Raw genomic sequence first — 26479 nt, 5'->3', positions numbered from 1 at the left:
CGATGCTGTCAGAGAGGAGCTTTCACAGGCTCCAGCACTGGGGCCGCCTCGGCGCGGTCGAGCCTGCGGCTCCACAGGGCCAGGGCGAGGCCGGAGGCGGGCAGCAGCGCCGCCACCCATGGGATCGAACCGAGGCCCAGCCCGTGATCGATCACGAAGCCGCCGAGCCAAGCGCCAAGGGCGTTGCCGAGATTGAAGGCCGCGATGTTGAGGCTCGAGGCCAAGCTCTGGCCGGCGCCGTCGGCCTTCTCCAGAACCCACATCTGCAGCGGCGGCACGGTCGCAAAGGCGGCGGCGCCGAGCAGGCCCACGAAGGCGACCGCCAGGACCTTGTCGTGAACGCCGAGCGTCATGGCGGCCAGCACTACGGCCAGCAGGCCGAGGGACCCGAGCAGGGTCGCCATCAGGCGCCGGTCGGCGAGCCTGCCGCCAAGGAGGTTGCCGAGCACGAGGCCGCCGCCGAAGACGAGCAGGATCGGCGACACCACCTCCTCCGAGAAGCCGGTGATCTGGGTCAGGATCGGCGCGATATAGGTGAAGACCGCGAACACGCCCGCATAGCCGAGCACCGTGGTAAGCAGCCCGAGCAGCACCGGCCGGCGCGCCAGCACCGTGAGTTCGTCCGCGAGGCTGCCGCCCTCGGCCGTGTCCTGGCGATCCTTGGGCACGAAGAGCGCGATCACGGCGAGCGCCGCGACGCCCACGAGGGTCACGGCCCAGAAGGTAGCGCGCCAGCCGTAGGCCTGGCCGAGCCAGGTGCCGAACGGGACGCCCAGGATGTTGGCCACCGTGAGGCCGGTGAACATCACCGCGATGGCCGAGGCCTTCTTGTCGACCGGCACGAGGCTCGTGGCGACGACCGAGCCGACACCGAAGAAGGTGCCGTGGGCGAAGGCCGTCAGCACCCGGGCCGCCATGAGGGTCGCGTAGTCCGGCGCGACCGCGCAGGCGAGATTGCCCAAGGTGAACACGACCATGGGGGCGAGGAGCACGGTCTTGCGCGACCAGCGGCCGGTCACGGTGGTGAGGAGCGGCGCCCCGACCACGACGCCGAGAGCATAGCCGGAAATGAGCAGGCCCGCGGCCGAGATCGAGACGCCGAGATCGGCGCTCACCTGCAGCAGCAGCCCCATGATGACGAATTCCGTGACCCCGATGCCGAAGGCACCGGCCGTCAGGGCGTAAAGAGCGAGAGGCATGAGAAGCACGTCCTTGAGAGGAGCGGCAAGAGCCGCATGGTGGGCGCAAGATGGACGCCGATCCGCTTATGAACTAGCCTGCCGCCTGGAATAGAATTTGTGAGTTGAAGTCACAATGGCGCGCATGGAGGTCAACCGGTCGGGCGAGATGGAGGTCTTCGTGCGGGCGGTCGATCTCGGCGGCTTCTCGGCCGCCGCGCGCGCCCTGCGCCTCACGCCCTCGGCGGTGAGCAAGCTCGTCGCCCGGCTGGAGAGCCGCCTCGGCGCGCGGCTCGTCAACCGCTCGACCCGCAAGCTCCAGCTGACGCCGGAAGGAGCGGCCTTCTACGACCGCGCCGTGAGGGTCTTGGCCGATCTCGACGAGGCCGAGCGCGGCGCCGCCTCGGGGGCTGTCCCGCGCGGCCGCCTGCGGGTGAACACGAGCGTCCCGTTCGGCACCCACCGCCTGATCCCCCTCCTGCCCGGCTTTCTCGCCCGGCATCCCGAGGTGACCGTGGAGGTGACGCTGACCGACGCAGTGGTCGACCTGCTGGAGGACCGGGCCGACGTGGCCATCCGGGTCGGGCCCTTGAAGTCCTCTCAGCTCGTGGCGCGCAAGCTCGCCGAGAGCCGGATGGTGCTGGTGGCCGCGCCCGCCTATCTGGACCGCCACGGCACGCCGCGGAGCCCGGAGGATCTCGCCCGGCACAACCTGCTCGGCTTCAGCTTCGCCCGCCAGAGCAACGGCTGGCCATTCCGGGACAGGGAGGGCAACGTGACCGTGGTCGTACCGACCGGCAACGCCCAGGTCAGCGACGGGGAGTCGATGCGGCTCCTCGTGCTCACCGGCCTCGGCATCAGCCGCCTGTCCAGGATTCATGTCGGGCCCGACATGGAGGCGGGCCGGCTCGTTCCGGTGCTGGAGGCCTACAATCCCGGCGATATGGAAAGCATCCACGCGGTCTATGTGGGCGGCGGCCACCTGCCCGCCCGGGTCCGGGCCTTCCTGGATTATCTCGTCGAGATCCTGCGCCCGGACTGAGCAGAGTTGCTCCTGGTTTTGTCATTGGACGCTTGCCAGGCGGGGCGCTTTACCCGAACCATTCGCCTCACGCCCGGTTGAGGTTGCAGGAGACGTCCATGGACCAGCCGAAAGCCGACCTGAAGCCTCAACGCCGCGTCTCCCTGATGCGCCGGTTCTTCGACAGCGAGGCCTCCGGCGGCATGATCCTCATGGGCGTCACGGTGATTGCGCTGGCGGTCGCCAACTCGCCCCTGGCTGGGGCCTATTTCGGCGTTCTGAAGACCTACGTGCTGGGCCTGAGCGTCCTTCACTGGATCAACGACGCGCTCATGGCGCTGTTCTTCCTGCTGGTGGGGCTCGAGATCAAGCGCGAGATGCTGGACGGGCAGCTCTCCACCTGGCCGCGCCGGATCCTGCCCGGGGTCGCGGCCTTGGGCGGCATGGTCGTGCCGGCGCTCGTCTATCTCGCGGTCACCCGCAACGAGCCGCAGCTCCACCACGGCTGGGCGATCCCGACCGCCACCGACATCGCCTTCGCGCTGGGCGTGCTGGCCATCCTCGGGTCACGGGTGCCGAAATCCCTCACCATCTTCCTGACGGCGCTCGCCATTCTGGACGATCTCGGGGCGATCATCGTCATCGCGGTCTTCTACACGAGCGATCTCTCGCTTCCGATGCTCGCCGGGGCGGCCCTGTGCCTGCTCGTGCTCGTCGCCCTCAACCGCTTCGACGTCACGTTCCTCCTGCCCTATCTCGTCATCGGCGCGGTGCTGTGGGTCTTCGTGCTGAAGTCCGGTATCCATGCGACCCTTGCGGGCGTGGCGCTGGCCCTCACGATCCCTCTCCATGCGAACCCGAAGAAGACCAGGGCGGAGGATTCGCCCCTGCACAGGCTCGAGCACACCCTGCAGCCCTGGGTCGCCTATGCGGTCATTCCGATCTTCGGCTTCGCCAATGCGGGCGTGTCGCTCTCCGGCCTGTCCCTCGACGGCCTTCTGAACCCGCTGCCGCTCGGCATCGCGCTCGGCCTCTTCATCGGCAAGCAGGTGGGCGTCTATGCCTTCTCCTATGCGGCCGTCCATCTGGGCTTCGCCGACATGCCGGCCGGCGCGACGCGCGCCCAATGCTACGGGGTCGCGCTGCTCTGCGGCATCGGCTTCACCATGAGCCTGTTCATCGGCGCCCTCGCCTTCCCGGACCAGCCGGAACTGGGAGACGCCACCAAGATCGGGGTGCTCATGGGCTCCGCCCTCTCGGGACTGGCGGGCTATCTCGTGCTCCGCGTCGCCCCGCGGGAGCAGCCGCTCAGGCCTTCGCGGCCAGCAGCATATAATTGACCCCCGTGTCGCGGGACAGGGACCAGCTGTCCCGCAGCGGGCTGTACGCGACGCCCGTGAGGTCATGGACGGAAAAGCCCGCCGCGCGGATCGCATCCGTCAGCTCGTCGGGCGTGACGAACTTGTCCCATTCATGGGTGCCCTTCGGCAGCCAGCCGAGGATGTATTCGGCCCCCACGATGGCCGATGCGAAGGAGCGCAGGGTCCGGTTGATCGTCGCCATGGCGAGGCAGCCGCCGGGCTTCACCGCCCGGACGCAGGCCTCCACGAAGGCCTGCCGGTCGGCCACGTGCTCCACCACCTCCATGGCGAGCACCAGGTCGAAGGCCTCCCCCCGGGCCACCACGGCCTCCACCATCTCGTCGCGGTAATCGACCGGAACGCCTGCCCGCTCGGCATGGAGCCGGGCGACCGAGATGTTGGTGGGCGCCGGATCGAGCCCGGTCACCCGGGCGCCCAGGCGCGCCAGGGGCTCGGACAGCACGCCGCCGCCGCAGCCCACGTCGAGAATCGTGATCCCCTCGAGCGAACGGGCCGAGCGCGGGTCGCGCCCGAAGCGGCGGCAGGCCTCGTCCCGGATATAGGCCAGGCGCACCGGATTGAACTTGTGCAGGACCTTCATGGGGCCCTTCGGATCCCACCATGTCTCGGCGATCTTCTCGAATCGAGCGACCTCGGCCGGGTCGATGGTCGTGGATGCGCCGTGGGTCATCGGAACCTATTTCCTCAAGGCAAAGAAATGCTTTCCGCGCGTTGACAGGGCGCGGACCTGCCGTCATGTATACGCGCCTTTTCGCGGCGCGAAGGGGCAAAATTTCAATTTCACATCACGGCCTTCTTCGCCCATGCCCCGTCTTGTCATGAAGTTCGGCGGAACCTCCGTCGCCACCGTAGAGCGCATCCGCAACGTGGCGCGGCATGTCAAACGCGAGGTCGAGGCCGGCTACGACGTGGCCGTCGTCGTGTCCGCAATGGCGGGCAAGACCAACGAGCTCGTCGGCTGGGTCAAGGACGCCTCCGCCCTCTACGATTCGAAGGAATACGACGTGGTCGTCGCCTCCGGCGAGCAGGTCACGTCCGGCCTTCTCGCCATCGCGTTGCAGGAAATGGGCCTCAAGGCGCGTTCCTGGCAGGGCTGGCAGATCCCGATCATGACCTCCGAAGCCCATGGCTCGGCGCGGATCGCCGCCATCGACGGCACGGGGATCCTGAAAGGTTTCACGGACAGCCGGGAGGTCGCCGTCGTGTCCGGCTTCCAGGGCGTCCACCAGCCCACCGGGCGCGTCACGACCCTGGGCCGGGGCGGCTCGGACACGAGCGCCGTGGCGCTCGCCGCCGCCGTCCAGGCCGAGCGCTGCGACATCTACACGGATGTGGACGGCGTCTACACCACTGATCCGCGCATCGTGCCCAAGGCCCGGCGCCTGGACAAGGTTTCCTACGAGGAAATGCTGGAAATGGCCTCGCTGGGGGCCAAGGTGCTTCAGGTGCGCTCGGTCGAGCTCGCCATGATGCATCGCGTGCCGACCTATGTGCGCTCCAGCTTCGACGATCCCGCCGACCCCAAGCTCGGCACCCTCATCTGCGACGAGGAAGACATCATGGAACAGCAGGTTGTCACGGGCATCGCCTATTCGCGCGACGAAGCCCAGATCACGCTGCGGGACATTGCCGACAAGCCGGGCATCGCGGCCTCGATCTTCGTGCCCCTGGCGGACGCCAACATCAACGTGGACATGATCATCCAGGTGGTGTCCGACAACGCCGCCACCACGGACCTGACCTTCACGGTGCCCACGGCCGATTACGAGCGGGCCTGCGCGATCCTCAACACCCATCGGGACGAGATCGCCTTCAAGGAGCTCCAGGGCGCGACCGACGTGGTGAAGGTCTCGGCCATCGGGGTGGGCATGCGCAGCCATGCGGGCGTCGCGGCGCGCGCCTTCAAAGCATTGGCCGACAAAGGCATCAACATCCGGGCGATCACCACCTCGGAGATCAAATTCTCGGTTCTGATCGAATCGGCCTACACGGAGCTTGCCGTGCGCACGCTCCACTCGCTATACGGCCTTGATCAAGCCTGATTGACGAGGGAACTGTCGGGCTGCGACATTCATCATAGGTAGCCGCCGGTTCGCCCTGCCGGCTCGTGAAGGACGGGAACAGTAAGCTCATGCCAAGCGCTCCCGGCGGTCCGCGCCTTCTGCTGCGCCGCCTCCGCGAGATCATGGCGGAGCCGGTCGGGGCGCAGGACCGTCTCGACAAGATCGTCACCCAGATCGCCGCCAACATGGTCGCGGAGGTGTGCTCCGTCTACGTGATGCGCGGCGACGGCGTGCTCGAGCTGTTCGCCACGGAAGGCCTGAACCGGGAGGCCGTCCACCTCACCATCATGCGCTCCGGCGAGGGCCTCGTCGGCCTCATCGCGTCGACCGCCGAGCCCCTGGCCCTGTCCGACGCCCAGAGCCACCCGGCCTTCTCCTACAAGCCCGAGACGGGCGAGGAGATCTACCACGCCTTCCTGGGCGTGCCGCTGCTGCGGGCCGGCAACACGCTCGGCGTCCTGGTCGTCCAGAACCGCACCTACCGGGTCTATGCCGAGGAGGAGGTCGAGGCGCTCCAGACCACCGCCATGGTGGTGGCCGAGATGCTGGCCACGGGCGAGCTGCAGGCCCTGGCGCCCGTCGACACGGGCATTGCGCTCCGCCGCCCCGTCTACCAGAAGGGCGTCGCGCTCGCCGACGGGGTGGGCCTCGGCCATGTGGTGCTCCACGAGCCCCGCGTGGTGGTCAAGAACCTCATCGCCGAGAACAGCGAGGCCGAGCTCAGGCGCCTGGACTCGGCCATCGCCGAGGTGCGGCTGTCCATCGACGAGCTGATCGAGCGCGGCGACGTGGCTCATCACGGGGAGCACCGGGAGGTCCTGGAGACCTTCCGCATGTTCGCCCACGACCAGGGCTGGCTCCGGCGCATGCGCGAGGCCGTGGCCTCGGGCCTGACGGCGGAAGCCGCCGTCGAGCGCGTCCAGTCCGACAACCGCGCCCGCATGCTGCGCCAGACCGACCCCTACCTGCGCGAGCGCCTGCACGACCTCGACGACCTCGCCAACCGCCTGCTGCACCGCCTGGTCGGGCGCGACCTGGTGGCCGAACGGGAGCAGCTGCCGGAAAATGCCATCCTGGTGGCCCGCTCCATGGGCCCGGCGGCGCTCCTCGACTACGACCGCTCGCGCCTGCGCGGCGTCGTGCTCGAGGAGGGCGGACCGACGAGCCACATCGCCATCGTGGCCCGGGCGCTCGGCATCCCGGCCGTGGGCGAGGTGTCGAACGCCACCTCCCTGACCGAGCCGGGGGACGCCATCATCGTGGACGGCGCGGCCGGCGAGGTGCAGATCAGGCCCAATCCCGACGTGGAGGCGGCCTATGCCGAGAAGGCGCGCCTCCGGGCCCGCCGGCAGGAGCAGTATCTCAAGCTTCGCGACGTGCCGGCGGTCACCCGGGACGGGGTCGAGGTCACCCTGCAGATCAATGCCGGGCTGGTGGTCGACCTGCCGCATCTCGCCGAGACCGGAGCGGCCGGCGTGGGCCTGTTCCGCACCGAGCTGCAGTTCATGATCGCCGAGCGCATGCCCTCGGCGACCGAGCAGCAGGCGCTCTACAGCACGGTCTTCGCGGAGGCCGGCGACCGGCCCGTGACCTTCCGCACCCTCGACATCGGGGGCGACAAGATCCTGCCCTACATGCAGTCCGTCGAGGAGGAGAACCCGGCCCTCGGCTGGCGGGCCATCCGGATCGGCCTCGACCGGCCGGGCCTGCTGCGCGCCCAGGTCCGCGCCCTGCTCAAGGCGGCGGCCGGACGGCCGCTGAAGATCATGTTCCCCATGGTGGCAACCTGCGACGAGTTCGAGCGCGCCAAGCAGATCGTCGAGCGGGAGAAGGCGCATCTGGCCAACCACAGCCACCCCCTGCCGTCGGACCTGAAGCTCGGCGTCATGCTGGAGGTGCCCTCGCTCCTGTTCCAGCTCAAGGAGATCTGCGAGAGCGCCGATTTCATCTCGCTGGGCACCAACGACCTGATGCAGTTCTTCTTCGCCATCGACCGCGAGAACCGGCGCGTGGCGGACCGGTTCGACCCGTTGAGCGCCCCCATGCTGCGGGCCCTGAACATGGTGGCCGAGCAGGCGCAGGCGGCCGGCTGCCTGGCGACCGTGTGCGGCGAGATCGGCGGGCGCCCCCTCGAGGCCATGGCCCTGATCGGCCTCGGCTTCCGCTCGCTCTCCATGTCGCCGGCCGCGATCGGGCCCGTGAAGGCCATGCTGCTGGAAATGAACGTCGCGGAACTCAGCGCCCTGATCCGCGAGGAGCTGAAGAACGCCGGGGGCGGCGAAACGCTGCGTCCCAAGCTCGCCCATTTTGCGGGAACCCATGGTATTCCGGTCTGATGTCGATTGCCCCTCCCTCTGATCGCCTGAACGCCATCCTGGCCCGCCATGACATCATCACGGCGACGCTCAATGCCGGCCCGGATCCCGAGACCTTCGTGGCCCTCTCTCGCGAATTGTCCGAACTCGATGGCGTGGCGGACGCCATCCGGGCCTATCGCGCCATGGAGGACAACCTGAACGGCCTCCAGGCCCTGATCGACGATTCCGGGACCGATGCCGAGATGCGCTCCCTCGCCGAGGACGAGCTGCCCCAGGCCCGCGCGGACCTGGAGAAGGCCGCCCAGGACCTGCGCATCATGCTGCTGCCCCGGGACGAGGCCGACGAGAAGAGCGCCATTCTGGAAATCCGCGCCGGCACCGGCGGCGACGAGGCGGCCCTCTTCGCAGGCGACCTGCTGCGCATGTACACCCGCTATGCGGACCTGAAGGGCTGGAAGGTCGAGATCGTGTCCGAGAGTGAGGGCACGGCCGGCGGCTACAAGGAAGTCGTGGCCGAGATCAAGGGACGCGGGGTGTTCGCCCGGCTGAAGTTCGAGAGCGGCGTCCATCGGGTGCAGCGCGTGCCGGACACGGAAACCCAGGGCCGCATCCACACCTCCGCGGCCACCGTGGCGGTGCTGCCCGAAGCCGAGGACGTGGACGTCGTGATCAACGACGCCGACCTGAAGATCGACACCATGCGGGCGCAGGGCGCGGGCGGCCAGCACGTGAACAAGACCGAATCGGCGATCCGCATCACCCATCTGCCGACCGGCATGGTGGTATTCGTCCAGGACGAGCGCTCCCAGCACAAGAACCGTGCCCGCGCCATGGCGCTCCTGCGCGCCCGCCTCTACGACGCCGAGCGCACCGCCAAGGACGCCGCCCGGGCCGCCGACCGCAAGGCCCAGGTCGGCTCCGGCGACCGCTCCGAGCGCATCCGCACCTACAACTTCCCCCAGGGGCGCGTGACCGACCACCGGATCAACCTGACCCTCTACAGGCTGGAGGAGGTAATCGGCGGCCAGGCCCTGGACGAGCTGATCGACGCGCTGGTCACCGAGCATCAGGCGGCCCAGCTCGCCGCCCAGGATCAGGCGGCGTGAGCGCGCGGCCGGGCCCCAGGTCGTGACCACCCGGTCCGAGGCCCTGAGGGAGCTCCGCCGGACCCTCCAGGAGGCCGGATTCGAGACTGCGGCGCTCGATGCCCGGGTCCTGCTTCTGACGGCTCTCGGCATTCCGGCCACGGATCTGATCACCCGTCCGGACGTCCCGCTGTCGCCCGAAGAGGCCGGGACGCTGTCCGGTCTCGCGCGCCGGCGCCTCGCCCATGAGCCGGTCGCCCGGATCGTCGGCACCCGGGAGTTCTGGGGCCTGCCCTTCCGCCTCTCCCCCGAGACCCTGGTGCCCCGGCCCGACACGGAAACGGTGGTCGAGACCGCCCTCGCGTTGCTGCCGGATCGGCAGGCGCCCCTCAGGCTGGTCGACTTCGGCACCGGATCGGGCATCATCCTGGTGGCGCTCCTTCACGAGCTGCCGAACGCCAGGGGGCTGGGAATCGACCTGTCCTTCGGGGCCCTCGTGACGGCCCGGGCCAACGCTGCGGAGAACGGCGTCGGCGGCCGCTGCCATTTCGCCCTCTCGCGCTGGGCCGATGCGGTTTCGGGCCCGTTCGACCTCATCGTGTCCAACCCGCCCTACATCGCCTCGGGGGTCATTCCAACCCTCGATGCGGAGGTGCGCGACCACGATCCGCGGCTCGCCCTCGACGGGGGCCCGGACGGCCTCGATCCCTACCGGGTCCTCCTGGGCGAGGCGGGGCGGCTGCTGGCGTCCGGCGGCCTGCTCGTGGTCGAGATCGGCTACGATCAGGCGGACGATTTAGTCAGCTTGGCAAGGACTTGCGGCCTTGAAATCCTGCGGATCGCCCACGATCTGTCAGGTCATCCCCGCTGCGTCGCCATGAGGCGATCGTGATGAACAGGATGCGGCTTTTGTGTCCAAGAGCGGGATAAAATCGGAATTAGCCCTTGTTGGACCGAGAGGAACCCGCTAGATTCGGGTCTAGAGATCGTCCTCGGTCTAAACAAATCGGCAGCCCCTGAGGGGCATGCCGGAAGACCAAACGATATCAGTCGCGCAGGCAGGGGCTTTTGAAACAGAAACAGCCTGGCGCGATCATCTGAACCCGACACTGAAGGATGGCTTGAGCCTTTGATGGGCTATGGCCGAATGTCAGACGGTTGCCACGCGAACGGTGGGCGTTGAGCCCGTTCGGTGAATATTGGCTTGCATATCGCGTGGGCGTGAAGAACCAGCGAGGCTCGTAGAGCGAACGATGAGACCAGGACAAAACAGGCGTATGCGCGGTCGTAACAACAACAACCGCAACAACAACAAGGGGCCCAATCCCCTGACGAAGAGCTACGAGTCGAACGGCCCGGACGTGAAGATCCGCGGCACGGCTCAGCATATTGCCGAGAAGTACAGCCAGCTCGCCCGCGACGCGCAGTCGAGCGGCGACCCGGTGGCGGCCGAGAACTACTTCCAGCACGCCGAGCACTATTTCCGCATCATCGCGGCCGCCCAGGAGCAGCTGCGTGAGCAGTACGGCTACCAGCAGCAGCGCTCCTTCGACGAGGAGGGCGGCGAGGACGAGGGCTTCGGCCAGGGCGAGCGCCCCGGCTTCGAGCGCGCCGGCGGCCAGGATTTCGGCAATGGCGACGACCAGGATTTCGGCTCCCAGCCGCAGCCCTACGAGAACCGGGGCGAGCGCAACGAGCGTCAGCCGCGCTTCGACCGCAACGATCGTCAGGATCGGGGCGACCGCCAGGATCGCGGCGACCGGAACGACCGCCAAGATCGGGGCGACCGTCGCGAGCGCTTCCAGCGCGACCGCCAGCCGCGCCAGGACTTCCAACGTCAGGATCAGCAGCGCGACGAGCAGCCCTACGAGGCCCGTTCCGAGGGCGGCGAGCGTCCTGCCCGGTTCGAACGTCAGGATCGGCAGGACCGCCAGGAGCGGACCGACCGTCCCGAGCGCAATGACCGCTTCGAGCGTGGGGACCGCCCTGAGCGCCGCGAGCGCTTCCAGCGCGACCGCCGCCGGGACGACGCCGAGGCGCCCGAGCAGGGTACGCTTCCGGCCTTCCTGACGAACCCGGTCCGCACGCCGGCGCCGGCCACCGTCGAGGAGGCTCCCCCGGCTCCGCCCGTGGTGCAGGAAGCGGCCAACGACGAGGAGGCTCCCCGTCCGCGCCGCCGCCGCCGCACCCGCCAGGAGATGATCGAGGCGGCCAATGCCGAGAATGCCGGCTTCACGCCGGATCCGGCCGAGACCCCGGCCGCCGAGTAAGCCTTCACCTCACAAGATGCGAAAAGGGAGAGCCAGGCTCTCCCTTTTTTTTGGCCCGAGAACGGCGGCCGCGATCCTGCGGGGGGAACGGATTCCCGCCCCGTCATGGCCGGGCTTGTCCCGGCCATCCCGATCCGGTGAGGCACCGAGCCCTTACGATCGGGATCAACGGCACAAGGCCGGTGATGACGTGAGGATGTCGTTCCCGGCCGGACCACGGAAGGGAAAGAGATTACAGCGCCAGGGTCGCCTGCTCGGCCTCCAGATCCCCGCCGACCTCGAGCGTTCCGCCGCTCAGCACCTCGGCATAGATGCCGCAATCGAAGTGCCCATACGCCTTCATGAGGCTTTTCGGGATCTCCAGGTCGCGAATGCCCGTGTCCGGGTCCACGTTGGTGGCGGCACAGCGCTCGATCCGTTTGGTGACTTTCAGGCGTGCTCCCGAGGCCGTGGTCAGCACCTGGCCGACGAGACCGAACTCGGCCCAGGGCTCCAGCCCCTCCAGGTGGACGTTGCCGCGAAAGCGCAGGGGATCGACCGGTGCCCCCACCACATTCTCCAGCTCGCGCACGCTCGCCAGGTTGATGAGCGAGACGAAGCCGCGCCGGGAATCGGTGAACCGGAAGCCTTGCGGAGCGGCGAGCACCTTCGGCGGGCCGCGCAGGTCCCTGGGCATGAAGCGGCGGAAGAAGGCCTCGACGGCAAGCTGCCCCTCCCGGGTGGAGAGATCGCCGCGGGCCACCTCGCGCCCGCCCTCCTCGATGAACAGCGTCGTGATCGAATCGAGATAGCGGGTCTTGAGCCGCGCCAGGCTTTCGTTGCGCATCAGCATCAGGAACTTGATCTTGGGCTGATGCTGCGGGTTCTCCGGGTCGAAGCCGGCCGGGCCGTTCTCGATGGCGAACAGCCGGTCGCCGGGAAAGTAATCGCCCTTCGTGAGGGACACGGAGGACAGGGGCTCGGGCGACAGGCCCTTGACCGGATAGCGCTGGAGGGAGGCGATGCGGATGCTCATGGCCTATCGATAGAAGGCGAGCGAGGCAGGAGCAAGGGATCCGCTCACGTCATCGCCGGCCTTGTGCCGGTGATCCCGTTCCTCCGAAACGCTGCGCCCTTCCACTTGGGATGGCCGGGACTGATCCCCGGATCAAGTCCGGGGACGGCTATGACGGCAGGGTGTGTCGTTTCGGGCGGCAAACAGAAAAAGCCCCGCCGAAACGGCGGGGCTTTTCACGAGCGCAGGCGCAAGCCTTACGATGCGTCGCCCGAACGGGCCACCTTGGAGCGCTTGAGCTGGGGCGTGAAGCCGGCCTCGCGGCCGCTCGAACGGTCGAACTCCACCATGTGCGGGTCCTTCTGCATGCCCTCATGGGAGGTCTGGTGCTCGGGGATATGGGTCTGCGGGCCGGCCTCCTGCTTCATGCGCAGGGCCTTCTCGGCATTGGCCTTCAGCTCGTCGCGCGCCTTCTCGGCCTTTTCGGCGCGGCGGCGGCTCGGGCTCAAACGGGCGATCAGATCGGAAAGGGCCATGTCTTGTCACTCCTTGGCGCGGGTGAGCACGCCGTCTTCTTTGTCGCTGCGATGAGTCGGAGGGGCTTTCACGTTCCTGGGGTCGACCGGAATGTCCCGGGACGTGGCGATGGTCCCGGTCGAATCGCCGATGTCGCGGTCCGCCTCGGCCTGCGCCAGGGTCTGGCCGGGCCTTGGGGGCACCTGCCCGTTCTCGGTGGTGTCGCCGAAGGTCTCCGGCGTCACCGAAGGCCCTTCCTCGAGCGGGCTTTCCGGAACCGCCAGGCCGAGCTCCGCATTGCGGGCCAGGTCGGCGCGGGCTTTTTCGGCGTCCGAGCGCGGATCGCGTGACATGGGGGTCTCCTCAAGACTGTTGCAGTGTCAATGCCAGCATCGCGAGCGGGTTCCTCCCCCTTGTTGTGACGAATTGGACACACCACCTAAGGTTCGCGGATGCTCCAGGAGGAGGTCCGACATCGCAGGATCGGCCCGTGCCTCGAGGAGGGCGGGCGGATCTGAGGAGGGATGAGAATGAATTTCGAAAAGTATACCGAGCGTGCCCGGGGATTCGTGCAGGCGGCGCAGAATCTCGCCGTGCGCGAGGGCCATCCGCAGCTGGCCCCCGGCCATGTGCTGAAGGTTCTGCTCGACGATCCGGAAGGCCTGTGCGCCGGCCTGATAGACCGCGCCGGCGGCCGCTCCCGCGACGCCCATGCGGCGGTGGAGCAATGGCTCGCCAAGCAGCCGAAGGTGTCCGGCTCCGCCTCGCAGCCGCAGGCCACCCGCGAGCTCATGCGCTTCTTCGACACGGTCGAGAAGGCCGCCGAGAAGGCGGGCGATTCCTTCGTCACCGTCGAGCGGATGCTGCTGGCGCTTGCGGTCGAGAAGGACACGGAAGCCGGCAAGATCCTGGCCCAGGCCGGAGTGACGGCCCAGGGGCTCAACACCGCCATCAATGCCCTGCGCAAGGGCCGCACCGCCGACAACGCGACGGCGGAGAACGCCTACGATGCGCTCAAGAAATACGCGCGCGACCTCACCGAAGCGGCCCGCGACGGCAAGCTCGATCCGGTGATCGGCCGCGACGAGGAGATCCGCCGCACGATCCAGGTGCTCTCGCGCCGCACCAAGAACAACCCGGTGCTGATCGGCGAGCCCGGCGTCGGCAAGACCGCCATCGTCGAAGGCCTCGCCCTGCGCATCGTCAACGGCGACGTGCCGGAATCCTTGAAGGACAAGCAGCTGCTCGCCCTCGACATGGGCGCGCTGATCGCCGGCGCGAAATACCGCGGCGAGTTCGAGGAGCGCCTGAAGAGCGTGCTGCAGGAAGTGACGTCCGCCGAAGGCGGCATCATCCTGTTCATCGACGAGATGCACACGCTCGTCGGCGCCGGCAAGGCCGACGGGGCTATGGACGCCTCGAACCTCCTGAAGCCCGCGCTCGCCCGCGGCGAGCTGCACTGCGTCGGGGCGACGACCCTCGACGAGTACCGCAAGCACGTGGAGAAGGACGCGGCGCTCGCCCGCCGGTTCCAGCCGGTTTTCGTCAGCGAGCCCACGGTGGAGGACACCGTGTCGATCCTGCGCGGCCTGAAGGAGAAGTACGAGCAGCATCACGGGGTGCGCATCACCGACTCGGCGCTTGTCGCCGCCGCGACGCTCTCGAACCGCTACATCACCGACCGCTTCCTGCCCGACAAGGCCATCGATCTCGTCGACGAGGCGTCGTCGCGCCTGCGCATGCAGGTCGATTCGAAGCCCGAGGAGCTCGACAACATCGACCGCGAGATCGTCCGCCTGAAGATCGAGCAGGAAGCGCTCAAGAAGGAGACTGACACCGCCTCCAAGGACCGCCTCGAGCGCCTCACCAAGGAGCTCGCCGATCTCGAGGAGCAGTCGGACGCCATCACGGCGCGCTGGAAGGCCGAGAAGGACAAGCTCGGCACCGCGGCCGACCTCAAGAAGAAGCTCGAGGAGGCCCGCAACCAGCTGGCGTCCGCGCAACGCAACGGCGACTGGGCGAAGGCCGGCGAGCTCTCCTACGGGGTCATCCCCGGGCTCGAGAAGCAGCTCTCCGATGTCGAGGCGAAAGCCGACGGCGGCGGACTGATGGAAGAGGCGGTCACGCCCGATCACGTGGCGGGCGTCGTCTCGCGCTGGACCGGCGTGCCCGTCGACAAGATGCTCGAAGGCGAGCGCGAGAAGCTGCTGCACATGGAGCAGGATCTTGGGCGTCGCGTCGTCGGCCAAGCCGAGGCCGTCTCGGCGGTGTCGACCGCCGTGCGCCGCGCCCGCGCGGGCCTGCAGGATCCGAACCGGCCCATCGGGTCGTTCATGTTCCTCGGCCCCACGGGCGTCGGCAAGACCGAGCTGACGAAGGCGCTTGCGAGCTTCCTGTTCGACGACGAGACGGCGCTGATCCGCCTCGACATGTCGGAATACATGGAGAAGCACTCGGTCGCCCGGCTCATCGGTGCGCCTCCTGGCTATGTGGGCTACGAGGAGGGCGGCGCGTTGACGGAAGCCGTGCGCCGCAGGCCGTATCAGGTGGTGCTGTTCGACGAGATCGAGAAGGCGCATCCGGACGTGTTCAACGTGCTGCTGCAGGTGCTCGACGACGGACGCCTCACGGACGGCCAGGGCCGCACCGTGGACTTCCGCAACACGCTCATCATCATGACGTCGAATCTCGGCGCCGAATATCTGGTGAACCAGCCGGAGGGCCAGGACACCGATGCGGTGCGCGACGAGGTGATGACGGTGGTGCGTTCGCACTTCAGGCCCGAGTTCCTCAACCGTGTGGACGAGATCATCCTGTTCCACCGGCTGAAGCGCTCGGAGATGGGAGCGATCGTCGATATCCAGATGCGCCGCCTGCAGAAGCTGCTGGAGGATCGCAAGATCGTGCTGCAGCTCGACGAGGAGGCGCGCAACTGGCTCGCCGACAAAGGCTACGACCCGGCCTACGGCGCACGTCCGTTGAAGCGCGTGATCCAGAAGCACGTGCAGGATCCGCTGGCGGAGCTCATCCTGTCCGGTGAGATCCGCGACGGCGAAACCGTGCCGGTGCATGCGGGCCCCATGGGCCTCATGATCGGCGATGTCACGGTCGGCTCGGAGCGTCCGCCGGAAGGCGTGCGGCTGAACTGAGCGGCTTGTCCATAACGATGGACGAAGATGGCCGGGCACGAAGCCCGGCCATTTTTGTTTTCACGACATCGTTCCTGTCATTCAGGCTTGCGGCCGTGGGGAACAACACTCCGACGTCATGGCCGGCCATGTGCCGGCCATCTCGATCGGAAAAGCGCGGCGTTCCGAACCATCGGGATCACCGGCACAAGGCCGGTGATGACGTGGCAGGGACTCCATCGCAGGGACACATGCGGGTGAAACGCCCCTTCGGTGCGACGGGGAGCCAAGGGTGGCGGAAGCCTCAACCTGTCGGATTATTCGGCGGCGGCGCGGTAGTCGCCCTCGTCGTTGGCCGCCGGGACGACGTCTTCGCTGCGCCGTTCCGTGCGGCGCGGCGTCGTGCCTTCACGCAGGAGCATGTCCTTGTCGATGCGCTCGGCCTTGTCCTCGCGCAGCTCGCGCTTGGACCGGCGAAGCTGCTTTCCGGTCTTCTGCAGGGCCGCCCGGAAGGCCGCGTAGAGGTCCTTGTTCTTGGCCTCCCCACTCATCATCTTGAGCGCGCCCATCTGCATGTTCACCGTGCAGCGATAGGTGATGCCTTCGCGCGTCACGTGAACGGAGGCCGAGCTCAGGTGACCGAAGTATTTTCCGGCGACCTGAAGGACGTTGGTCTTCGCATATTCGGGAAACATGTCGCCCAGATCGACTGCCGAGCTTTGCACCAGGATGTTGGGTTCGGTGCTGTCAGGTTTCATTCGCTCCTCCGTTGGTGAAGGTTCGATGGCTAACGGCGGGACTGGATGAAAGTTTCGGTCATCAGGAAACAAATCGGACCCGGCCGAGGTTCTGTTCTCTTTATGGTCTGCGTGCGCGGGGAGTCTGTTCTCCCACGTCGACGACGGTCACCTCGACATTCTGCTGCCGGTTGTCGCGAAGGATCGTCAGCGACACCGTGTTGCCCACGCCGGTGCTCTCGAGCTTGTCCGTCAGGTCCGACAGGTGTCGCACGGGCGCATCCGCGACACCCACGATCACGTCCCCGATGATACCGGCCCGCGTGTCGACGCCGCGAAGCCCGGCGCGGTCCGCCGGCGAGCCCGGCACGACGCCCGCCACGATCACGCCGTTCACTCCGAGCTGGGCCGCAAGGGTCTCGTCACCCGCCAGGATGCCGATGCCGGGCGTCGGCACGCGGCCGCTGCGGATGAGTTCCGGCACGACCCGGTTGACCACGTCGACCGGGATGGCGAAGCCGATGCCCGCGTTTGTGCCGGACGGCGAGAAGATCGCCGTGTTGACCCCGATGAGGCGACCGGCGGAATCGAGCAGCGGGCCGCCGGAATTGCCCGGATTGATCGCCGCGTCCGTCTGGATCACATCGGCGACCTCGCGGCCGCCGCTGGTGGGCAGGCGGCGCTTGAGGGCGCTGATGATGCCGGTGGTGAGCGACTGGTCGAGGCCGAACGGATTGCCGATGGCGTAGGCCGTCTGGCCCACCTTGAGATCGGCCGAGCGTCCCACCGGAACCGGCGCCGGCAGCCCGCCCCGGCGCTCGACCCGCAGCACCGCGAGATCGTAGTTCGGCGCACGGCCCACCACCTCGGCCGGCAGAACCTCTCCGGAGGCCAGGCGCACCACGAAGGAGGAGCCGTTCTCGACCACGTGGTTGTTCGTCACGACGTTGCCGGCCGCGTCCCAGATGAACCCGGTGCCGGATCCCGCCGGCTCCCCGCCCGAAGGCCCGCGGCCCTGCAGGGCCACCACCTGAACCACCGAGGGCGCCACGGTCTCGAACACGCGGATCGTCGACTGCTCGTAGTCCGACAGGTCTCCGCGCGCCGCGACGGGCCGCGGCTCACGGGCCGAGAAGAGATAGCCGGTCACGTAAGGCTGAAGCACGACGAGCGCGAGCAGCACCGCAATCGCCAGCACGATGATCCGTTTCGTCCGTTCCGGCATGGGTCCTCCCGTGTGTGATCCCGCCTTGTCACAACGGACCCGCTTGGCCGAAGTTCATCCCGAAGCCTGGGATCCGCGCGAGGAACCGCGTGTCGTTCATGTGCTTGTCCTGACGGTGGATGGTCGAGCTTGCCGCGCACGCGGCAGGCCGGATCCATGTTTGGAGGAGAATCTGCCGTGCACGAACCGTCGCCGGGAAACGCCGATGCCTCCGCCGTGCAGGCGGGCATCTTCCCGACCTTCTTCCTGTCGGGCTTCGAATGCTCCACCTTCATCTGGAAGGACCAGGGCCGGCGGGATCTCGTCGCGGAGACGCAGCACCGGGAGCACGTGGACGAGGATTACGCCTTCCTGCGTTCGCTCGGCATCGCGGTCGCCCGCCAGGGGATCCCCTGGCCCTTCGTGGACAAGGGCGGCGTGTACGACTTCTCCGGCCTCGACCCTTTCATCGCGGCCATGAACCGACACCAGATCCTGCCGATCTGGGACCTGTGCCATTACGGCTATCCCGACGACCTCGATCCCTTCTCGCCCGAGTTCACGGACCGGTTCGCCGCCTATGCCCGGGCCGCGGCCGAATACGTGACGCCGCGCATCCGCGGCCCGCATTTCTTCACCCCCATCAACGAGATCACCTTCTTCGCCTTCATGGGCGGCGAGTGGGGCTGGACGGCTCCTTTCGGCAAGTCGGACGGCTTGCGGCACCGGCTGCGCCTGTCCCTGTGCCGGGCCGACATCGCGGCGGTCAACGCCATCCGGGCCGTCGATCCCAAGGCCCGCATGGTGCATATCGACCCGCTCATCCTGGTCGTCGCGCCCCGCGACCGGCCCGACCTGAAGGACGAGGCCGAGCGCGAGACCTACACGGACACGTTCTATGCCTGGGACGTGATCGCCGGACGCCGGCACCCGGAGCTCGGCGGGTCGCCGGAGGCGCTCGATATCGTGGGGGTCAACTGCTACTCGTTCGGCCAGATGGAATATCGCGAGAACGGGCCGCACGCGTCCCTGGAGCCGCACGACGAGCGCATTCGGCCGCTGGGGGATCTCTTGTCCTTTGCCTGGGAGCGCTACCGCCGCCCGATGATCGTGGGCGAAACGAGCGGCCTGCGCGAAGGCCGCCCGGACTGGCTCTGCGACATCGTCGAGGAATCGCTGGCGGCGGTGCGCAAGGGCATCGACCTGCACGGCGTGTGCCTGTTCCCGGCGGTCGACATGCCCGACTGGCATACGGGCGAATGGCTGCACAACGGCCTGTGCGATCTGGTCGAAGAGAATGGGCGCCTGAAGCGGGTGCCGTATCAGCCCTATATTGACGAGCTGCGGCGCTGGCAGAAGCGCCTGAACCGGGTGACGGTGCTCGACGAAGATCCGTTCAGCGATCCGGTCGATCTCGCCGATATCAAGCGCGCCGCCGACGAGATGCAGGTGACGTCCGACAAGGATTGGTGCTGACCATCGGGCAGGGAGCCGAACGTCGGTGCGACGCGGCGTTCGACCTTTCCTGGGCGGCCGCCATGATGTAGCAAGTGACGGCCTGTCGCCTCCAAGTGCCCGACCCGAGATGTCCCCTGATGTCTTCGCCTTCGTTCTGGTTGCTGCGTTCCTGCACGCAAGTTGGAACGCCATGGCCAAGTCCGGCAAGGGCGACCCGCTGATCCAGGCCGGCCGGATCGCCGTCGGGTCGGCTGTCGCGGCGGTTCCGGCTCTGCTGGTTTCGGGCCTGCCCGACGCGGCCAGTTCCGTCCACTTGGTGGGATCGGCGCTGATCCACGTGGCGTATTTCGTCCTGATCGGCCTTGCCTACCGGTACGCGGATTATTCCGCCATCTATCCCCTGGTCAGAGGCAGCGCGCCCCTGTTCACCACGCTCCTGGCGATGCTGCTCCTGGGCGAAACGCTCAAGCCCGTGACGTGGCTGGGGATCGGCATCTTGTGCGGTGGCATTCTCGGCCTGGGCATCGATGCCGTGCGGCGCGGCGGATTGAATGTCCGAAGCCTCACGATCGCCGCACTGACCGCCGCCACGGTGGTCGGCTACACCCTGGTCGACGGTGTGGGCGCGCGCCTGTCGGGCAATTCCACCGGGTACCTGCTCGCCATGATGGCGCTCACGGGGGCGTTCATGATCTTCGGGATGATCCGCTTCCAGGGAGCGGCCTTGTTCAGCGCGCCGGCCTCCGTGTGGGGCAAGAGCGTTGCCGCGGGGGCCATCGCCAACATCTCCTACGGGACGGCCCTGTGGGCCATGACGAAGGCCCCGATCGGACTGGTCGGCGCCGTCCGTGAGACGTCAGTTCTGTTCGCCGCTCTGATCGCCGCCGTGGTCCTGAAGGAGCGGTTCGGCATCGCCCGGTGGGCGTCAGCCCTCATGATCGTGACCGGCCTCGCGCTTGCGAAGGCCGGATAGGACAGTCCGCCCGCGCCCGCTGCCCGAACCAAACCCTCCCGCAAACGTTCGCTCTCACGATCCGTTTGCAGGAGCCCTTCATGTCGTCACGCCGTCTTGTCATTGCCGGCCTCATGGCCGCCGCCAGCCTTCCCGCTCTCGCCCAGCAGCAGAACCAGGCCATTCCCCAGTCCACGACGCCGCAGCCCGCGGAAACGCAGGTCAATCCCGCTCTCGGCCAGAACGCGCAGGAGCGCCAGCAGCGCACCCAGCAGGGCGGCGCCCCGCAGGACACGCAGACCCCCGCCCGGCAGGGCCAGGCCAACAGCGCACCAGCCGCCATGGGCCAGCAGCAATCGCAGGCCGACCGCCAATACGTTCAGCAGGTCCTGGCTCTCGGCACCGTGTCGCTGCAGCAGTCGAACTTCGCGCACAGCAAGGCGCAGAACCCGCGCGTGAAGCAGTTCGCCGATTTCGAGATCGGCGAGCAGAACCTCCTCGCGGACATCATGCATTCCTTCGCCGATCCGAATGCGACCGCCTCCACCACGCAGGGCGCGCAGCAATCCGCCGCGACGGCTCCGGAGCTGCCGCAGAAGGACTCGCAGGCCATGGAGCGTCTCTCGAAGGCGCAGCCGGGAGCCGCCTTCGACAAGGATTACGTCGCCCTGCAGATCCAGGGCCACCAGGACCTGCTGAAGCTTCAGGAGAGCTATCTCAAGCAGGGCTCCGGCAACCGTGAGATGGCCAATGTGGCGCGCCTCGCTGGCGGACAGATCAAGGAGCATCTGACGCTCCTGCAGGACATCCAGAAAGAGCTTGGCAAATAAGGAAATCCGGCTCCGTTTTCACGGATCCGGGGCCGGAACACCCTGCTTCGACAGGACGTTGCCTTTGCAAGCCGCAGACATGAGGTCTGCTCGAAACCCCGAGAAGAGGAATACCCCATGGCGCAAGACAAACGTGGCCGCCCCCCGGAGCCGCCGGTCGACGAGGTGCTGAACGAAGTCACCCAGGAAGAGACCGGCGATGACTTCATCGCTGGCCCGACCCAGCGCAACGACGTCGGCAACACCAAGCGCGCCGCCGCGAAAGCCACCGGCATCATGGGCGCCTCGAAGAAGCTCGATCCGGATCTCGACATTGACCACGTGGACGACAACCGCCCGACGAGCGGCTCGAAGGCCGGCATCCACTCCTTCAAGGAAGTGCCGGAAGAGGAAGACGACGAGGCCGGCTTCCAGATGTCGAACGAGGAGATCGCCGAGAGCGTGAACACCACCGCGGCCAAGAGTCCGGCGCCCCGCGGCGCGCAGACCGAAGGCACCACGGGGCCGACCGGGATGAGCGGCGGAGCCACGTCCCGAGCCCGGGTGCCGGCCCCCGGCAATGCGGTGGACGTACCCAAGGGCACCCTGGTGCGCGGCCATCCTACGGCGAGCCAGTCCGGCGGGCGCTCGACCTCCTCGACCGGGGACGAGAAGCCGCCGAAGCGCTCCGCCCGCGCCCATAGCGGCCAGCAGCAGCGTCCGCTCTCCAAGGGCGGCAGCGAAGAGCGGTAATCGTCCCGCGGCCGTTTCGGCCGAAGCGGCGAAGAGCTTCACACGTCATCACCGGGCTTGTCCCGGTGATGACGTCGAGAGCGGTTGCCGGACAGCGGCATCAATGACGCCAACGCATAGCTTGGCCTTTCCCACTGCATATCTGTCCCAACGGAAGGCGGAGTGACAGCGGCCCTCCTCCGGCTTTATGGATTGTTCAGCCAAACCGGCAGTGACGACATAAATCGGTCGAGGAAATGCTCATGGACAGAAGAAAAGTTCTCAAAGGCGCGGGCCTTGCGGCAGCCGCAGGCGCCGTCGCCTCCCCGGCGGTCGCGCAGGCGCAGCCGGAGATCCGCTGGCGCATGAGCTCGGCCTATCCGAAAAGCCTCGACACCCTCTTCGGCGCGGGCGAGATGATCGCCAAGCGCGTGGCGGCCGCGACCGACAACAAGTTTCAAATCCAGGTCTTCGCCGCGGGCGAGATCGTCGGCGCGCTCCAGACCCTCGACGCCACCCAGAACGGCACCGTCGAATGCTCCTACACCCTGTCGAGCTTCTTCATCGGCAAGGACCCGACCTTCATGTTCGAGACCTCCGTGCCCTGGGGCATGAACGTGCGCCAGCACAATGCCTGGATGCATTACGGCGGCGGCCTCGATCTCGTGCGCGAGTTCACGAAGGACTACAACATCTATCCGATCCCGGCCGGTCAGACGGGCGCCCAGATGGGTGGCTGGTTCCGCAAGGAAATCAAGAGCATCGCGGACCTGCAGGGCCTCAAGATGCGCATCGCCGGCATGGGCGGTCAGATCATGCAGAAGCTCGGCGTCGTGCCCCAGGTGCTCGCCGCAGGCGACATCTACCCGGCGCTCGAGCGCGGCACCCTCGATGCTGTGGAGTTCTCGGGGCCGCACGACGACGAGAAGCTCGGCTTCGTGAAGGTCGCCCAGTACTACTACTACCCGGGCTTCTGGGAGGGCGGCGCGCAGCCTTCGCTCTACGTGAACATGAACAAGTGGAATGAGCTGCCGGCCAACTACAAAGCCATCCTCGAAGCTGCCTGCGCGGAAGCCAACGCCATGTGCGTGGCCAAGTACGATGCCCAGAACGCCGATGCGATCCGCCGCCTCGTGGGTCAGGGCGTGCAGCTGCGTCCCTTCCCGCGGGACGTGATGGAGCAGAGCTACAAGGAAGCCTACAAGCTCTACAACGAGCTCGCCGCCTCCAATCCCAAGTTCAAGAAGGTGTACGATTCCTGGAACGCCTTCCGCGAGAAGGAGCTGACCTGGTTCCGCATCGCCGAGCTGCCCTTCGACTATTTCGTCAACCAGCAGCAGGGGCAGCCGCGCTGAAGGCTCTCGACCTGATGAAAACGGCGCCTCGCGGCGCCGTTTTTGTTTGCGGCCGGGAAGAAGGATCGAAGCTTGGCCTGTTGCGTTGTCGTCTCAGCAGGAGCGCCATCCTTCCACAGGAGACACACCATGGCGGACGACAACCGCAAGCAGGACACCCCGAAGGACAAGCCGGAGCGCAAGGACGACAAGGCATCCGAGAACCGGAAGAAGCACCAGGACGAGCTCCTCGACGAAGGCGTGGAGGAGACGTTTCCGGCGAGCGATCCGGTCTCCGTGAAGATCACGAAATAAGACAACCGCGCCATGAAGCCCCGGAGCGTGCGCTCCGGGGCTTTTGCGTTTCAGCTCCGGCTCGCCACAGCGACGCCGAGGGCTGCGAGCCCCATGCCGGCGAGCTGGATCAGGCTCAGGGTCTCGCCGAAAAGCGCGAAGGCCATGAGCGCCGCGACCGGCGGCACCAGATAAAGCAGCGTCGCGACGCCGACCACCGCGCCCTGGCGGATGAGGAAGAGCAGAAGGCCGATGGCCCCGATCGACAGCCCGAGCACGGCCCAGGCCAGGGCGCCCAGAAGCGGCAGGCTCAGCTCCATGTGGCCCTCCTCCGTCAGCAGCACGAGGGGCAGGGTGACGGCAGCGGCGCCGATATACTGGATGGCCGCATTGACCCGCAGATCGAGGCTGCTGCCGGTGCGCTTCTGCCAGATCGTCCCGAAGGTGATCGAGAGCATCCCGAGCACGCAGACCCCGAGCGCCAGCGGCGGCACGCCACCATCCCCGAGCTTGGGGGCGACCACGAGCGCCGCCCCCATGAAGCCGATGCCGATCCCGACCCACCGGCGCGGGGACACCCGCTCGCCCAGCAGGGGCCCGGCCAGCAGCCCGGTCGCCAGCGGCTGGAGGCCGGCCACCAGGGCGGAGATCCCGGCCGGCAGCCCGTGCTTCACCGACCAGAAGACGCCGCCGAGATAGAGCCCGTGCAGGAGGATGCCGGCGATCAGGCTGTTGCGCCAATCATGCCAGGCGCGGGGCCACGACACGCGTGCCGCGGTGACGATGCCGGCCAGCACGAGAGTGGCCAGAACGTACCGGACGAGCAGGAAGGTCAGCGGTTCGGCATAGGGCGCCACGAACCGGGCGACGATGAAGCCTGTCGCCCAGATGAGCACGAAGAGCGGGGGCGCGAGGCGGGCGAAGACGGTGGGGTTCATGGCCGTGGAGGAGCAAGGATCGTCTCCCGGCTTGTAGGCCCGAACCTCGGCCTTTGTCGATCCACGCGGCCTCGTCTAAAAGTCGACCTGCAGGAGCCGGGAGTCAGGAACAGGGACAATGCACTTCGGATTGCACGGCTCTCAGATCCTTGCGGGGGCGGCTTCCTTGCCCTCGGCCCCCGCCGCACCATCTCCAGCAGCCTGGAGACCCGTCTTTTGAACCGCCTTCGCCTCTGGCTCGAACTCGTCGCCATCGCGTCCACCCGCTTCGTGCTGCACGATTCCTGGGCGATCGCGAGCCATATCGCCCTCTCGGTGCTGACGTCGCTGTTCCCGTTCCTGATCCTGGTCACCGCCCTGGCGAGCCTGTTCGGGACCGGGACCCTGGCCGACGAGGTGGCGGACATCATCCTCGAGGCCTGGCCGAAGGAGGTGGCGGGGCCGATCGCCGGCGAGGTGCACAACATCCTGTCGGTCCGGCGCAGCGACGTGGTGACCCTGGGCCTCGTGCTCGCGCTCTATTTCGCATCGAGCGGCGTGGAGAGTCTCCGGGTCGGCCTCAACCGCGCCTATGGGGTGCGGGAAACCCGCGCCTGGTGGCTGACGCGGCTCGAATCGATCGCGTTCGTCATCGCGGGCGCCATGATGCTGCTCGCCCTGGCGCTCCTCGTCGTGCTCGGCCCCTTCGTCTGGCGCGGCGTGCTCTCTTGGGTTCCGGCCCTGAAACCTCTCGATGGTCTGATCGGGTTCCTGCGGGTCGGGGTGGCGACCGTCGTCATCGTGGCGGGGCTGCTTTTCGCCCACAAGCTTGTCCCTGCGGGACGCCGACGGTTTCGCGCCGTGCTGCCCGGCGTGGGCGTGACGCTGGCCCTGTGGCTTCTCGGCGGCTTCGCCTTCAGCTGGTACCTCGAATTCTATCCGGGCGCCTACGCGTCGACCTATGGGGGTCTCGCCACCGCCATGGTGGCCCTGATCTTTCTCTACACCCTCGGGGCCATTTTCCTCTTCGGCGGCGAGCTGAACGGCACCCTCATCCTGGCCAAGCGCCGACGCCTCGGCAAGGAACCGAAACCGGAGACCATGAGCGATCTGATTCCGCTGCCGTGATGCGTCACATCGGCGTGCGATGCCTAGATCAGCGGCATCAGACCCAGTTCATAGGCCCACAGCAGCAGGGCAATCACCACAACCACCGCAAGCCAGTTCAAGGACCGGTCCAGCAGCAGGCTGAACGTGGCCTCGGCGGAGAGAGGGGGCTTCTTGTTCGGCGGCAGATCGACTGGCATGCGTCATTCTCCAAAGCCCGGACAGCTCCGAGACGCCTCATGCGCCCAAAAGGGCAGCGGCCGACTAGGGAACCGCTGATCCATCAAACATATAGCGACAACACGTCATTTGTAAGAACACGCCGCACCCCAGGGCCGACGCCTCAACCGAGGCGCACCGTCCTGCGGCTCACCATGGGAGGGAAGGACCCGACGAGCTGAGCATCATGCCAGAGCTCCACCCGGCACGATTGAGCCAGGCAACGGGCCCACTCATTGGCAAGATCGTGATCATCGCTGTGCAGATGATGCGTTGCGAAGTTCCCTGTCGACCGGTCGACGACGAGCGCTCGATAGCCGCGGATCGGCTGCAGTTGCGTCTTCATGATACACCTCGAAATGACATGGGCTTCGAGGGCAGGATTGCGCCTGAAAGAACAGCAGCCGAACGATGAGCTGCCGATTCTCCTCATCTAGAGCGACAATGCGGCTTTTGAGAGGTCCCCGGCCGGGTTCGGAGAGCATCCTGGCCATACGCCTCGCATGGACGCGGGATCAAGGGTGACCATGAGATCTAGATGATGGTCGATCCGTCCGATCTGACGCGGGCATCCCCGATCTGGCGGCCGAGCTTTTCGGCCTCCTTGTCGCTCACATGGATTCGGACCAGGGTCCATTCCTTCTCCGACTTCCACAGGCGAAACGAGATCATGAACCCATCGCCGTCCTTTTGCGCATCGGCATGGGTTGCGTCGGGCAGGTCGTAGGGCCCGAGGCCGTCGAAGGTCAGCTGTCCCACAA

The 26479-nt window shown here is 67.3% G+C and carries 26 protein-coding genes; 15 read left to right on the top strand and 11 right to left on the bottom strand.

The annotated features are described in order from the left end of the window. Window positions 1-8: 8 nt before the first annotated feature. On the bottom strand, window positions 9-1199 hold the full coding sequence (locus HPT29_RS03005) for an MFS transporter (protein WP_173949916.1): 1191 nt from the start codon (window positions 1197-1199) through the stop codon (window positions 9-11). Between the two features lie 115 nt (window positions 1200-1314). Here HPT29_RS03005 and HPT29_RS03000 point away from each other — a divergent pair, with 115 nt between their 5' ends. After that, window positions 1315-2220 carry a LysR family transcriptional regulator gene (locus tag HPT29_RS03000; protein WP_173949915.1) on the top strand — a complete coding sequence of 302 codons (906 nt, stop codon included), beginning with the start codon at window positions 1315-1317 and terminating at the stop codon, window positions 2218-2220. Between the two features lie 98 nt (window positions 2221-2318). Beyond that, a complete protein-coding gene (nhaA, locus tag HPT29_RS02995) occupies window positions 2319-3539 on the top strand; it encodes a Na+/H+ antiporter NhaA (RefSeq protein WP_173949914.1) in 1221 nt (406 codons plus the stop codon). On the opposite strand, the gene ubiG is transcribed toward nhaA, so the two are convergent. Continuing rightward, window positions 3508-4251, bottom strand: coding sequence for a bifunctional 2-polyprenyl-6-hydroxyphenol methylase/3-demethylubiquinol 3-O-methyltransferase UbiG (ubiG, locus tag HPT29_RS02990; RefSeq protein ID WP_173949913.1), 744 nt, complete (start codon window positions 4249-4251; stop codon window positions 3508-3510). The two genes, nhaA and ubiG, sit on opposite strands and share 32 nt — an antisense overlap. Before the next feature lie 133 nt (window positions 4252-4384). Between ubiG and HPT29_RS02985 the strand changes: the two genes are divergently transcribed. The 5 genes from HPT29_RS02985 (at window position 4385) to HPT29_RS02965 (ending at window position 11317) form a co-directional block, all read left to right on the top strand. Beyond that, window positions 4385-5623, top strand: coding sequence for an aspartate kinase (locus HPT29_RS02985; RefSeq protein WP_173949912.1), 1239 nt, complete (start codon window positions 4385-4387; stop codon window positions 5621-5623). An 89-nt stretch (window positions 5624-5712) separates the two neighbouring features. After that, on the top strand, window positions 5713-7980 hold the full coding sequence (gene ptsP / locus HPT29_RS02980; RefSeq protein ID WP_173949911.1) for a phosphoenolpyruvate--protein phosphotransferase: 2268 nt from the start codon (window positions 5713-5715) through the stop codon (window positions 7978-7980). After that, window positions 7980-9068: a peptide chain release factor 1 gene (gene prfA / locus HPT29_RS02975; RefSeq protein WP_173949910.1), complete on the top strand. Its 1089-nt coding sequence runs from the start codon at window positions 7980-7982 to the stop codon at window positions 9066-9068. Before ptsP ends, prfA begins: the two co-directional genes overlap by 1 nt. Before the next feature lie 22 nt (window positions 9069-9090). After that, complete coding sequence (prmC, locus tag HPT29_RS02970; protein ID WP_173949909.1) at window positions 9091-9939, top strand: peptide chain release factor N(5)-glutamine methyltransferase; 849 nt, start codon at window positions 9091-9093, stop codon at window positions 9937-9939. A gap of 385 nt (window positions 9940-10324) precedes the next feature. Beyond that, window positions 10325-11317, top strand: a complete 993-nt coding sequence (locus tag HPT29_RS02965) for a DUF4167 domain-containing protein (RefSeq protein ID WP_173949908.1) — start codon at window positions 10325-10327, stop codon at window positions 11315-11317. Window positions 11318-11549: 232 nt separating this feature from the next. Here HPT29_RS02965 and HPT29_RS02960 read toward each other — a convergent pair whose 3' ends face one another. From HPT29_RS02960 to HPT29_RS02950, 3 genes are all read right to left on the bottom strand, one after another. Beyond that, window positions 11550-12332, bottom strand: a complete 783-nt coding sequence (locus HPT29_RS02960; protein WP_173949907.1) for an MOSC domain-containing protein — start codon at window positions 12330-12332, stop codon at window positions 11550-11552. A 236-nt stretch (window positions 12333-12568) separates the two neighbouring features. Further along, window positions 12569-12847, bottom strand: a complete 279-nt coding sequence (locus tag HPT29_RS02955) for a hypothetical protein (protein ID WP_173949906.1) — start codon at window positions 12845-12847, stop codon at window positions 12569-12571. Window positions 12848-12853: 6 nt separating this feature from the next. Beyond that, complete coding sequence (locus HPT29_RS02950) at window positions 12854-13180, bottom strand: hypothetical protein (protein WP_173949905.1); 327 nt, start codon at window positions 13178-13180, stop codon at window positions 12854-12856. A 177-nt stretch (window positions 13181-13357) separates the two neighbouring features. Between HPT29_RS02950 and clpB the strand changes: the two genes are divergently transcribed. Next, entirely contained in the window at window positions 13358-15976 is a 2619-nt protein-coding gene (gene clpB / locus HPT29_RS02945; RefSeq protein WP_173949904.1) for an ATP-dependent chaperone ClpB, read from the top strand. Between the two features lie 296 nt (window positions 15977-16272). Here clpB and hpf read toward each other — a convergent pair whose 3' ends face one another. Both hpf and HPT29_RS02935 read right to left on the bottom strand, forming a co-directional pair. Continuing rightward, window positions 16273-16713: a ribosome hibernation-promoting factor, HPF/YfiA family gene (hpf, locus tag HPT29_RS02940; protein ID WP_173949903.1), complete on the bottom strand. Its 441-nt coding sequence runs from the start codon at window positions 16711-16713 to the stop codon at window positions 16273-16275. Window positions 16714-16813: 100 nt separating this feature from the next. Continuing rightward, window positions 16814-17917: a S1C family serine protease gene (locus HPT29_RS02935; protein ID WP_173949902.1), complete on the bottom strand. Its 1104-nt coding sequence runs from the start codon at window positions 17915-17917 to the stop codon at window positions 16814-16816. A 177-nt stretch (window positions 17918-18094) separates the two neighbouring features. On the opposite strand from HPT29_RS02935, the gene HPT29_RS02930 reads away from it, so the two are divergent. The 6 genes from HPT29_RS02930 (at window position 18095) to HPT29_RS02905 (ending at window position 23496) form a co-directional block, all read left to right on the top strand. Next, entirely contained in the window at window positions 18095-19372 is a 1278-nt protein-coding gene (locus HPT29_RS02930; RefSeq protein WP_210272460.1) for a glycoside hydrolase family protein, read from the top strand. Window positions 19373-19481: 109 nt separating this feature from the next. Next, the gene (locus tag HPT29_RS02925) at window positions 19482-20327 is read left to right on the top strand and encodes a DMT family transporter (RefSeq protein ID WP_173949901.1); all 846 of its coding nucleotides are present in this window, start codon (window positions 19482-19484) and stop codon (window positions 20325-20327) included. A gap of 80 nt (window positions 20328-20407) precedes the next feature. Next, the gene (locus HPT29_RS02920) at window positions 20408-21136 is read left to right on the top strand and encodes a DUF4142 domain-containing protein (protein ID WP_173949900.1); all 729 of its coding nucleotides are present in this window, start codon (window positions 20408-20410) and stop codon (window positions 21134-21136) included. 117 nt (window positions 21137-21253) lie between these two features. Then, window positions 21254-21868, top strand: a complete 615-nt coding sequence (locus tag HPT29_RS02915; RefSeq protein ID WP_173949899.1) for a hypothetical protein — start codon at window positions 21254-21256, stop codon at window positions 21866-21868. A 242-nt stretch (window positions 21869-22110) separates the two neighbouring features. Next, window positions 22111-23202, top strand: coding sequence for a TRAP transporter substrate-binding protein (locus HPT29_RS02910; protein WP_173949898.1), 1092 nt, complete (start codon window positions 22111-22113; stop codon window positions 23200-23202). Between the two features lie 129 nt (window positions 23203-23331). Next, window positions 23332-23496 carry a hypothetical protein gene (locus tag HPT29_RS02905; RefSeq protein WP_173949897.1) on the top strand — a complete coding sequence of 55 codons (165 nt, stop codon included), beginning with the start codon at window positions 23332-23334 and terminating at the stop codon, window positions 23494-23496. Window positions 23497-23546: 50 nt separating this feature from the next. On the opposite strand, the gene HPT29_RS02900 is transcribed toward HPT29_RS02905, so the two are convergent. Continuing rightward, the gene (locus tag HPT29_RS02900; protein WP_173949896.1) at window positions 23547-24413 is read right to left on the bottom strand and encodes a DMT family transporter; all 867 of its coding nucleotides are present in this window, start codon (window positions 24411-24413) and stop codon (window positions 23547-23549) included. Window positions 24414-24629: 216 nt separating this feature from the next. Between HPT29_RS02900 and HPT29_RS02895 the strand changes: the two genes are divergently transcribed. Further along, entirely contained in the window at window positions 24630-25520 is an 891-nt protein-coding gene (locus tag HPT29_RS02895; protein WP_173949895.1) for a YihY/virulence factor BrkB family protein, read from the top strand. A gap of 23 nt (window positions 25521-25543) precedes the next feature. Here HPT29_RS02895 and HPT29_RS02890 read toward each other — a convergent pair whose 3' ends face one another. The 3 genes from HPT29_RS02890 to HPT29_RS02880 all read right to left on the bottom strand — a co-directional run bounded on the left by HPT29_RS02890 (window position 25544) and on the right by HPT29_RS02880 (window position 26477). After that, entirely contained in the window at window positions 25544-25699 is a 156-nt protein-coding gene (locus tag HPT29_RS02890; RefSeq protein WP_173949894.1) for a hypothetical protein, read from the bottom strand. Between the two features lie 143 nt (window positions 25700-25842). After that, entirely contained in the window at window positions 25843-26064 is a 222-nt protein-coding gene (locus tag HPT29_RS02885; RefSeq protein ID WP_173949893.1) for a hypothetical protein, read from the bottom strand. Between the two features lie 188 nt (window positions 26065-26252). Beyond that, complete coding sequence (locus HPT29_RS02880; protein WP_173949892.1) at window positions 26253-26477, bottom strand: hypothetical protein; 225 nt, start codon at window positions 26475-26477, stop codon at window positions 26253-26255. Between the last annotated feature and the right edge of the window lie 2 nt (window positions 26478-26479).

Origin of the sequence: Microvirga terrae, assembly GCF_013307435.2 — a bacterium.
In the GTDB taxonomy this organism is placed as follows: domain Bacteria; phylum Pseudomonadota; class Alphaproteobacteria; order Rhizobiales; family Beijerinckiaceae; genus Microvirga; species Microvirga terrae.
Note: the sequence above shows the minus strand (reverse complement) of the source record. Positions and strands in the feature narration are given on the sequence as shown.

What these genes read in the sequence shown, in the direction of transcription:
- nhaA (WP_173949914.1), top strand. Translation starts at nt 2,319, where the DNA reads ATGGACCAGCCGAAAGCCGACCTGAAGCCTCAACGCCGCGTCTCCCTG.
- HPT29_RS02935 (WP_173949902.1), bottom strand. Translation starts at nt 17,917, where the DNA reads ATGCCGGAACGGACGAAACGGATCATCGTGCTGGCGATTGCGGTGCTG.
- HPT29_RS02950 (WP_173949905.1), bottom strand. Translation starts at nt 13,180, where the DNA reads ATGTCACGCGATCCGCGCTCGGACGCCGAAAAAGCCCGCGCCGACCTG.
- HPT29_RS02900 (WP_173949896.1), bottom strand. Translation starts at nt 24,413, where the DNA reads ATGAACCCCACCGTCTTCGCCCGCCTCGCGCCCCCGCTCTTCGTGCTC.
- HPT29_RS02955 (WP_173949906.1), bottom strand. Translation starts at nt 12,847, where the DNA reads ATGGCCCTTTCCGATCTGATCGCCCGTTTGAGCCCGAGCCGCCGCCGC.
- hpf (WP_173949903.1), bottom strand. Translation starts at nt 16,713, where the DNA reads ATGAAACCTGACAGCACCGAACCCAACATCCTGGTGCAAAGCTCGGCA.
- clpB (WP_173949904.1), top strand. Translation starts at nt 13,358, where the DNA reads ATGAATTTCGAAAAGTATACCGAGCGTGCCCGGGGATTCGTGCAGGCG.
- HPT29_RS02920 (WP_173949900.1), top strand. Translation starts at nt 20,408, where the DNA reads ATGTCGTCACGCCGTCTTGTCATTGCCGGCCTCATGGCCGCCGCCAGC.
- HPT29_RS03000 (WP_173949915.1), top strand. Translation starts at nt 1,315, where the DNA reads ATGGCGCGCATGGAGGTCAACCGGTCGGGCGAGATGGAGGTCTTCGTG.
- HPT29_RS02905 (WP_173949897.1), top strand. Translation starts at nt 23,332, where the DNA reads ATGGCGGACGACAACCGCAAGCAGGACACCCCGAAGGACAAGCCGGAG.
- prfA (WP_173949910.1), top strand. Translation starts at nt 7,980, where the DNA reads ATGTCGATTGCCCCTCCCTCTGATCGCCTGAACGCCATCCTGGCCCGC.
- HPT29_RS02885 (WP_173949893.1), bottom strand. Translation starts at nt 26,064, where the DNA reads ATGAAGACGCAACTGCAGCCGATCCGCGGCTATCGAGCGCTCGTCGTC.
- HPT29_RS03005 (WP_173949916.1), bottom strand. Translation starts at nt 1,199, where the DNA reads ATGCCTCTCGCTCTTTACGCCCTGACGGCCGGTGCCTTCGGCATCGGG.
- HPT29_RS02960 (WP_173949907.1), bottom strand. Translation starts at nt 12,332, where the DNA reads ATGAGCATCCGCATCGCCTCCCTCCAGCGCTATCCGGTCAAGGGCCTG.
- HPT29_RS02890 (WP_173949894.1), bottom strand. Translation starts at nt 25,699, where the DNA reads ATGCCAGTCGATCTGCCGCCGAACAAGAAGCCCCCTCTCTCCGCCGAG.
- HPT29_RS02910 (WP_173949898.1), top strand. Translation starts at nt 22,111, where the DNA reads ATGGACAGAAGAAAAGTTCTCAAAGGCGCGGGCCTTGCGGCAGCCGCA.
- HPT29_RS02985 (WP_173949912.1), top strand. Translation starts at nt 4,385, where the DNA reads ATGCCCCGTCTTGTCATGAAGTTCGGCGGAACCTCCGTCGCCACCGTA.
- HPT29_RS02965 (WP_173949908.1), top strand. Translation starts at nt 10,325, where the DNA reads ATGCGCGGTCGTAACAACAACAACCGCAACAACAACAAGGGGCCCAAT.
- ptsP (WP_173949911.1), top strand. Translation starts at nt 5,713, where the DNA reads ATGCCAAGCGCTCCCGGCGGTCCGCGCCTTCTGCTGCGCCGCCTCCGC.
- HPT29_RS02925 (WP_173949901.1), top strand. Translation starts at nt 19,482, where the DNA reads ATGTCCCCTGATGTCTTCGCCTTCGTTCTGGTTGCTGCGTTCCTGCAC.
- HPT29_RS02915 (WP_173949899.1), top strand. Translation starts at nt 21,254, where the DNA reads ATGGCGCAAGACAAACGTGGCCGCCCCCCGGAGCCGCCGGTCGACGAG.
- ubiG (WP_173949913.1), bottom strand. Translation starts at nt 4,251, where the DNA reads ATGACCCACGGCGCATCCACGACCATCGACCCGGCCGAGGTCGCTCGA.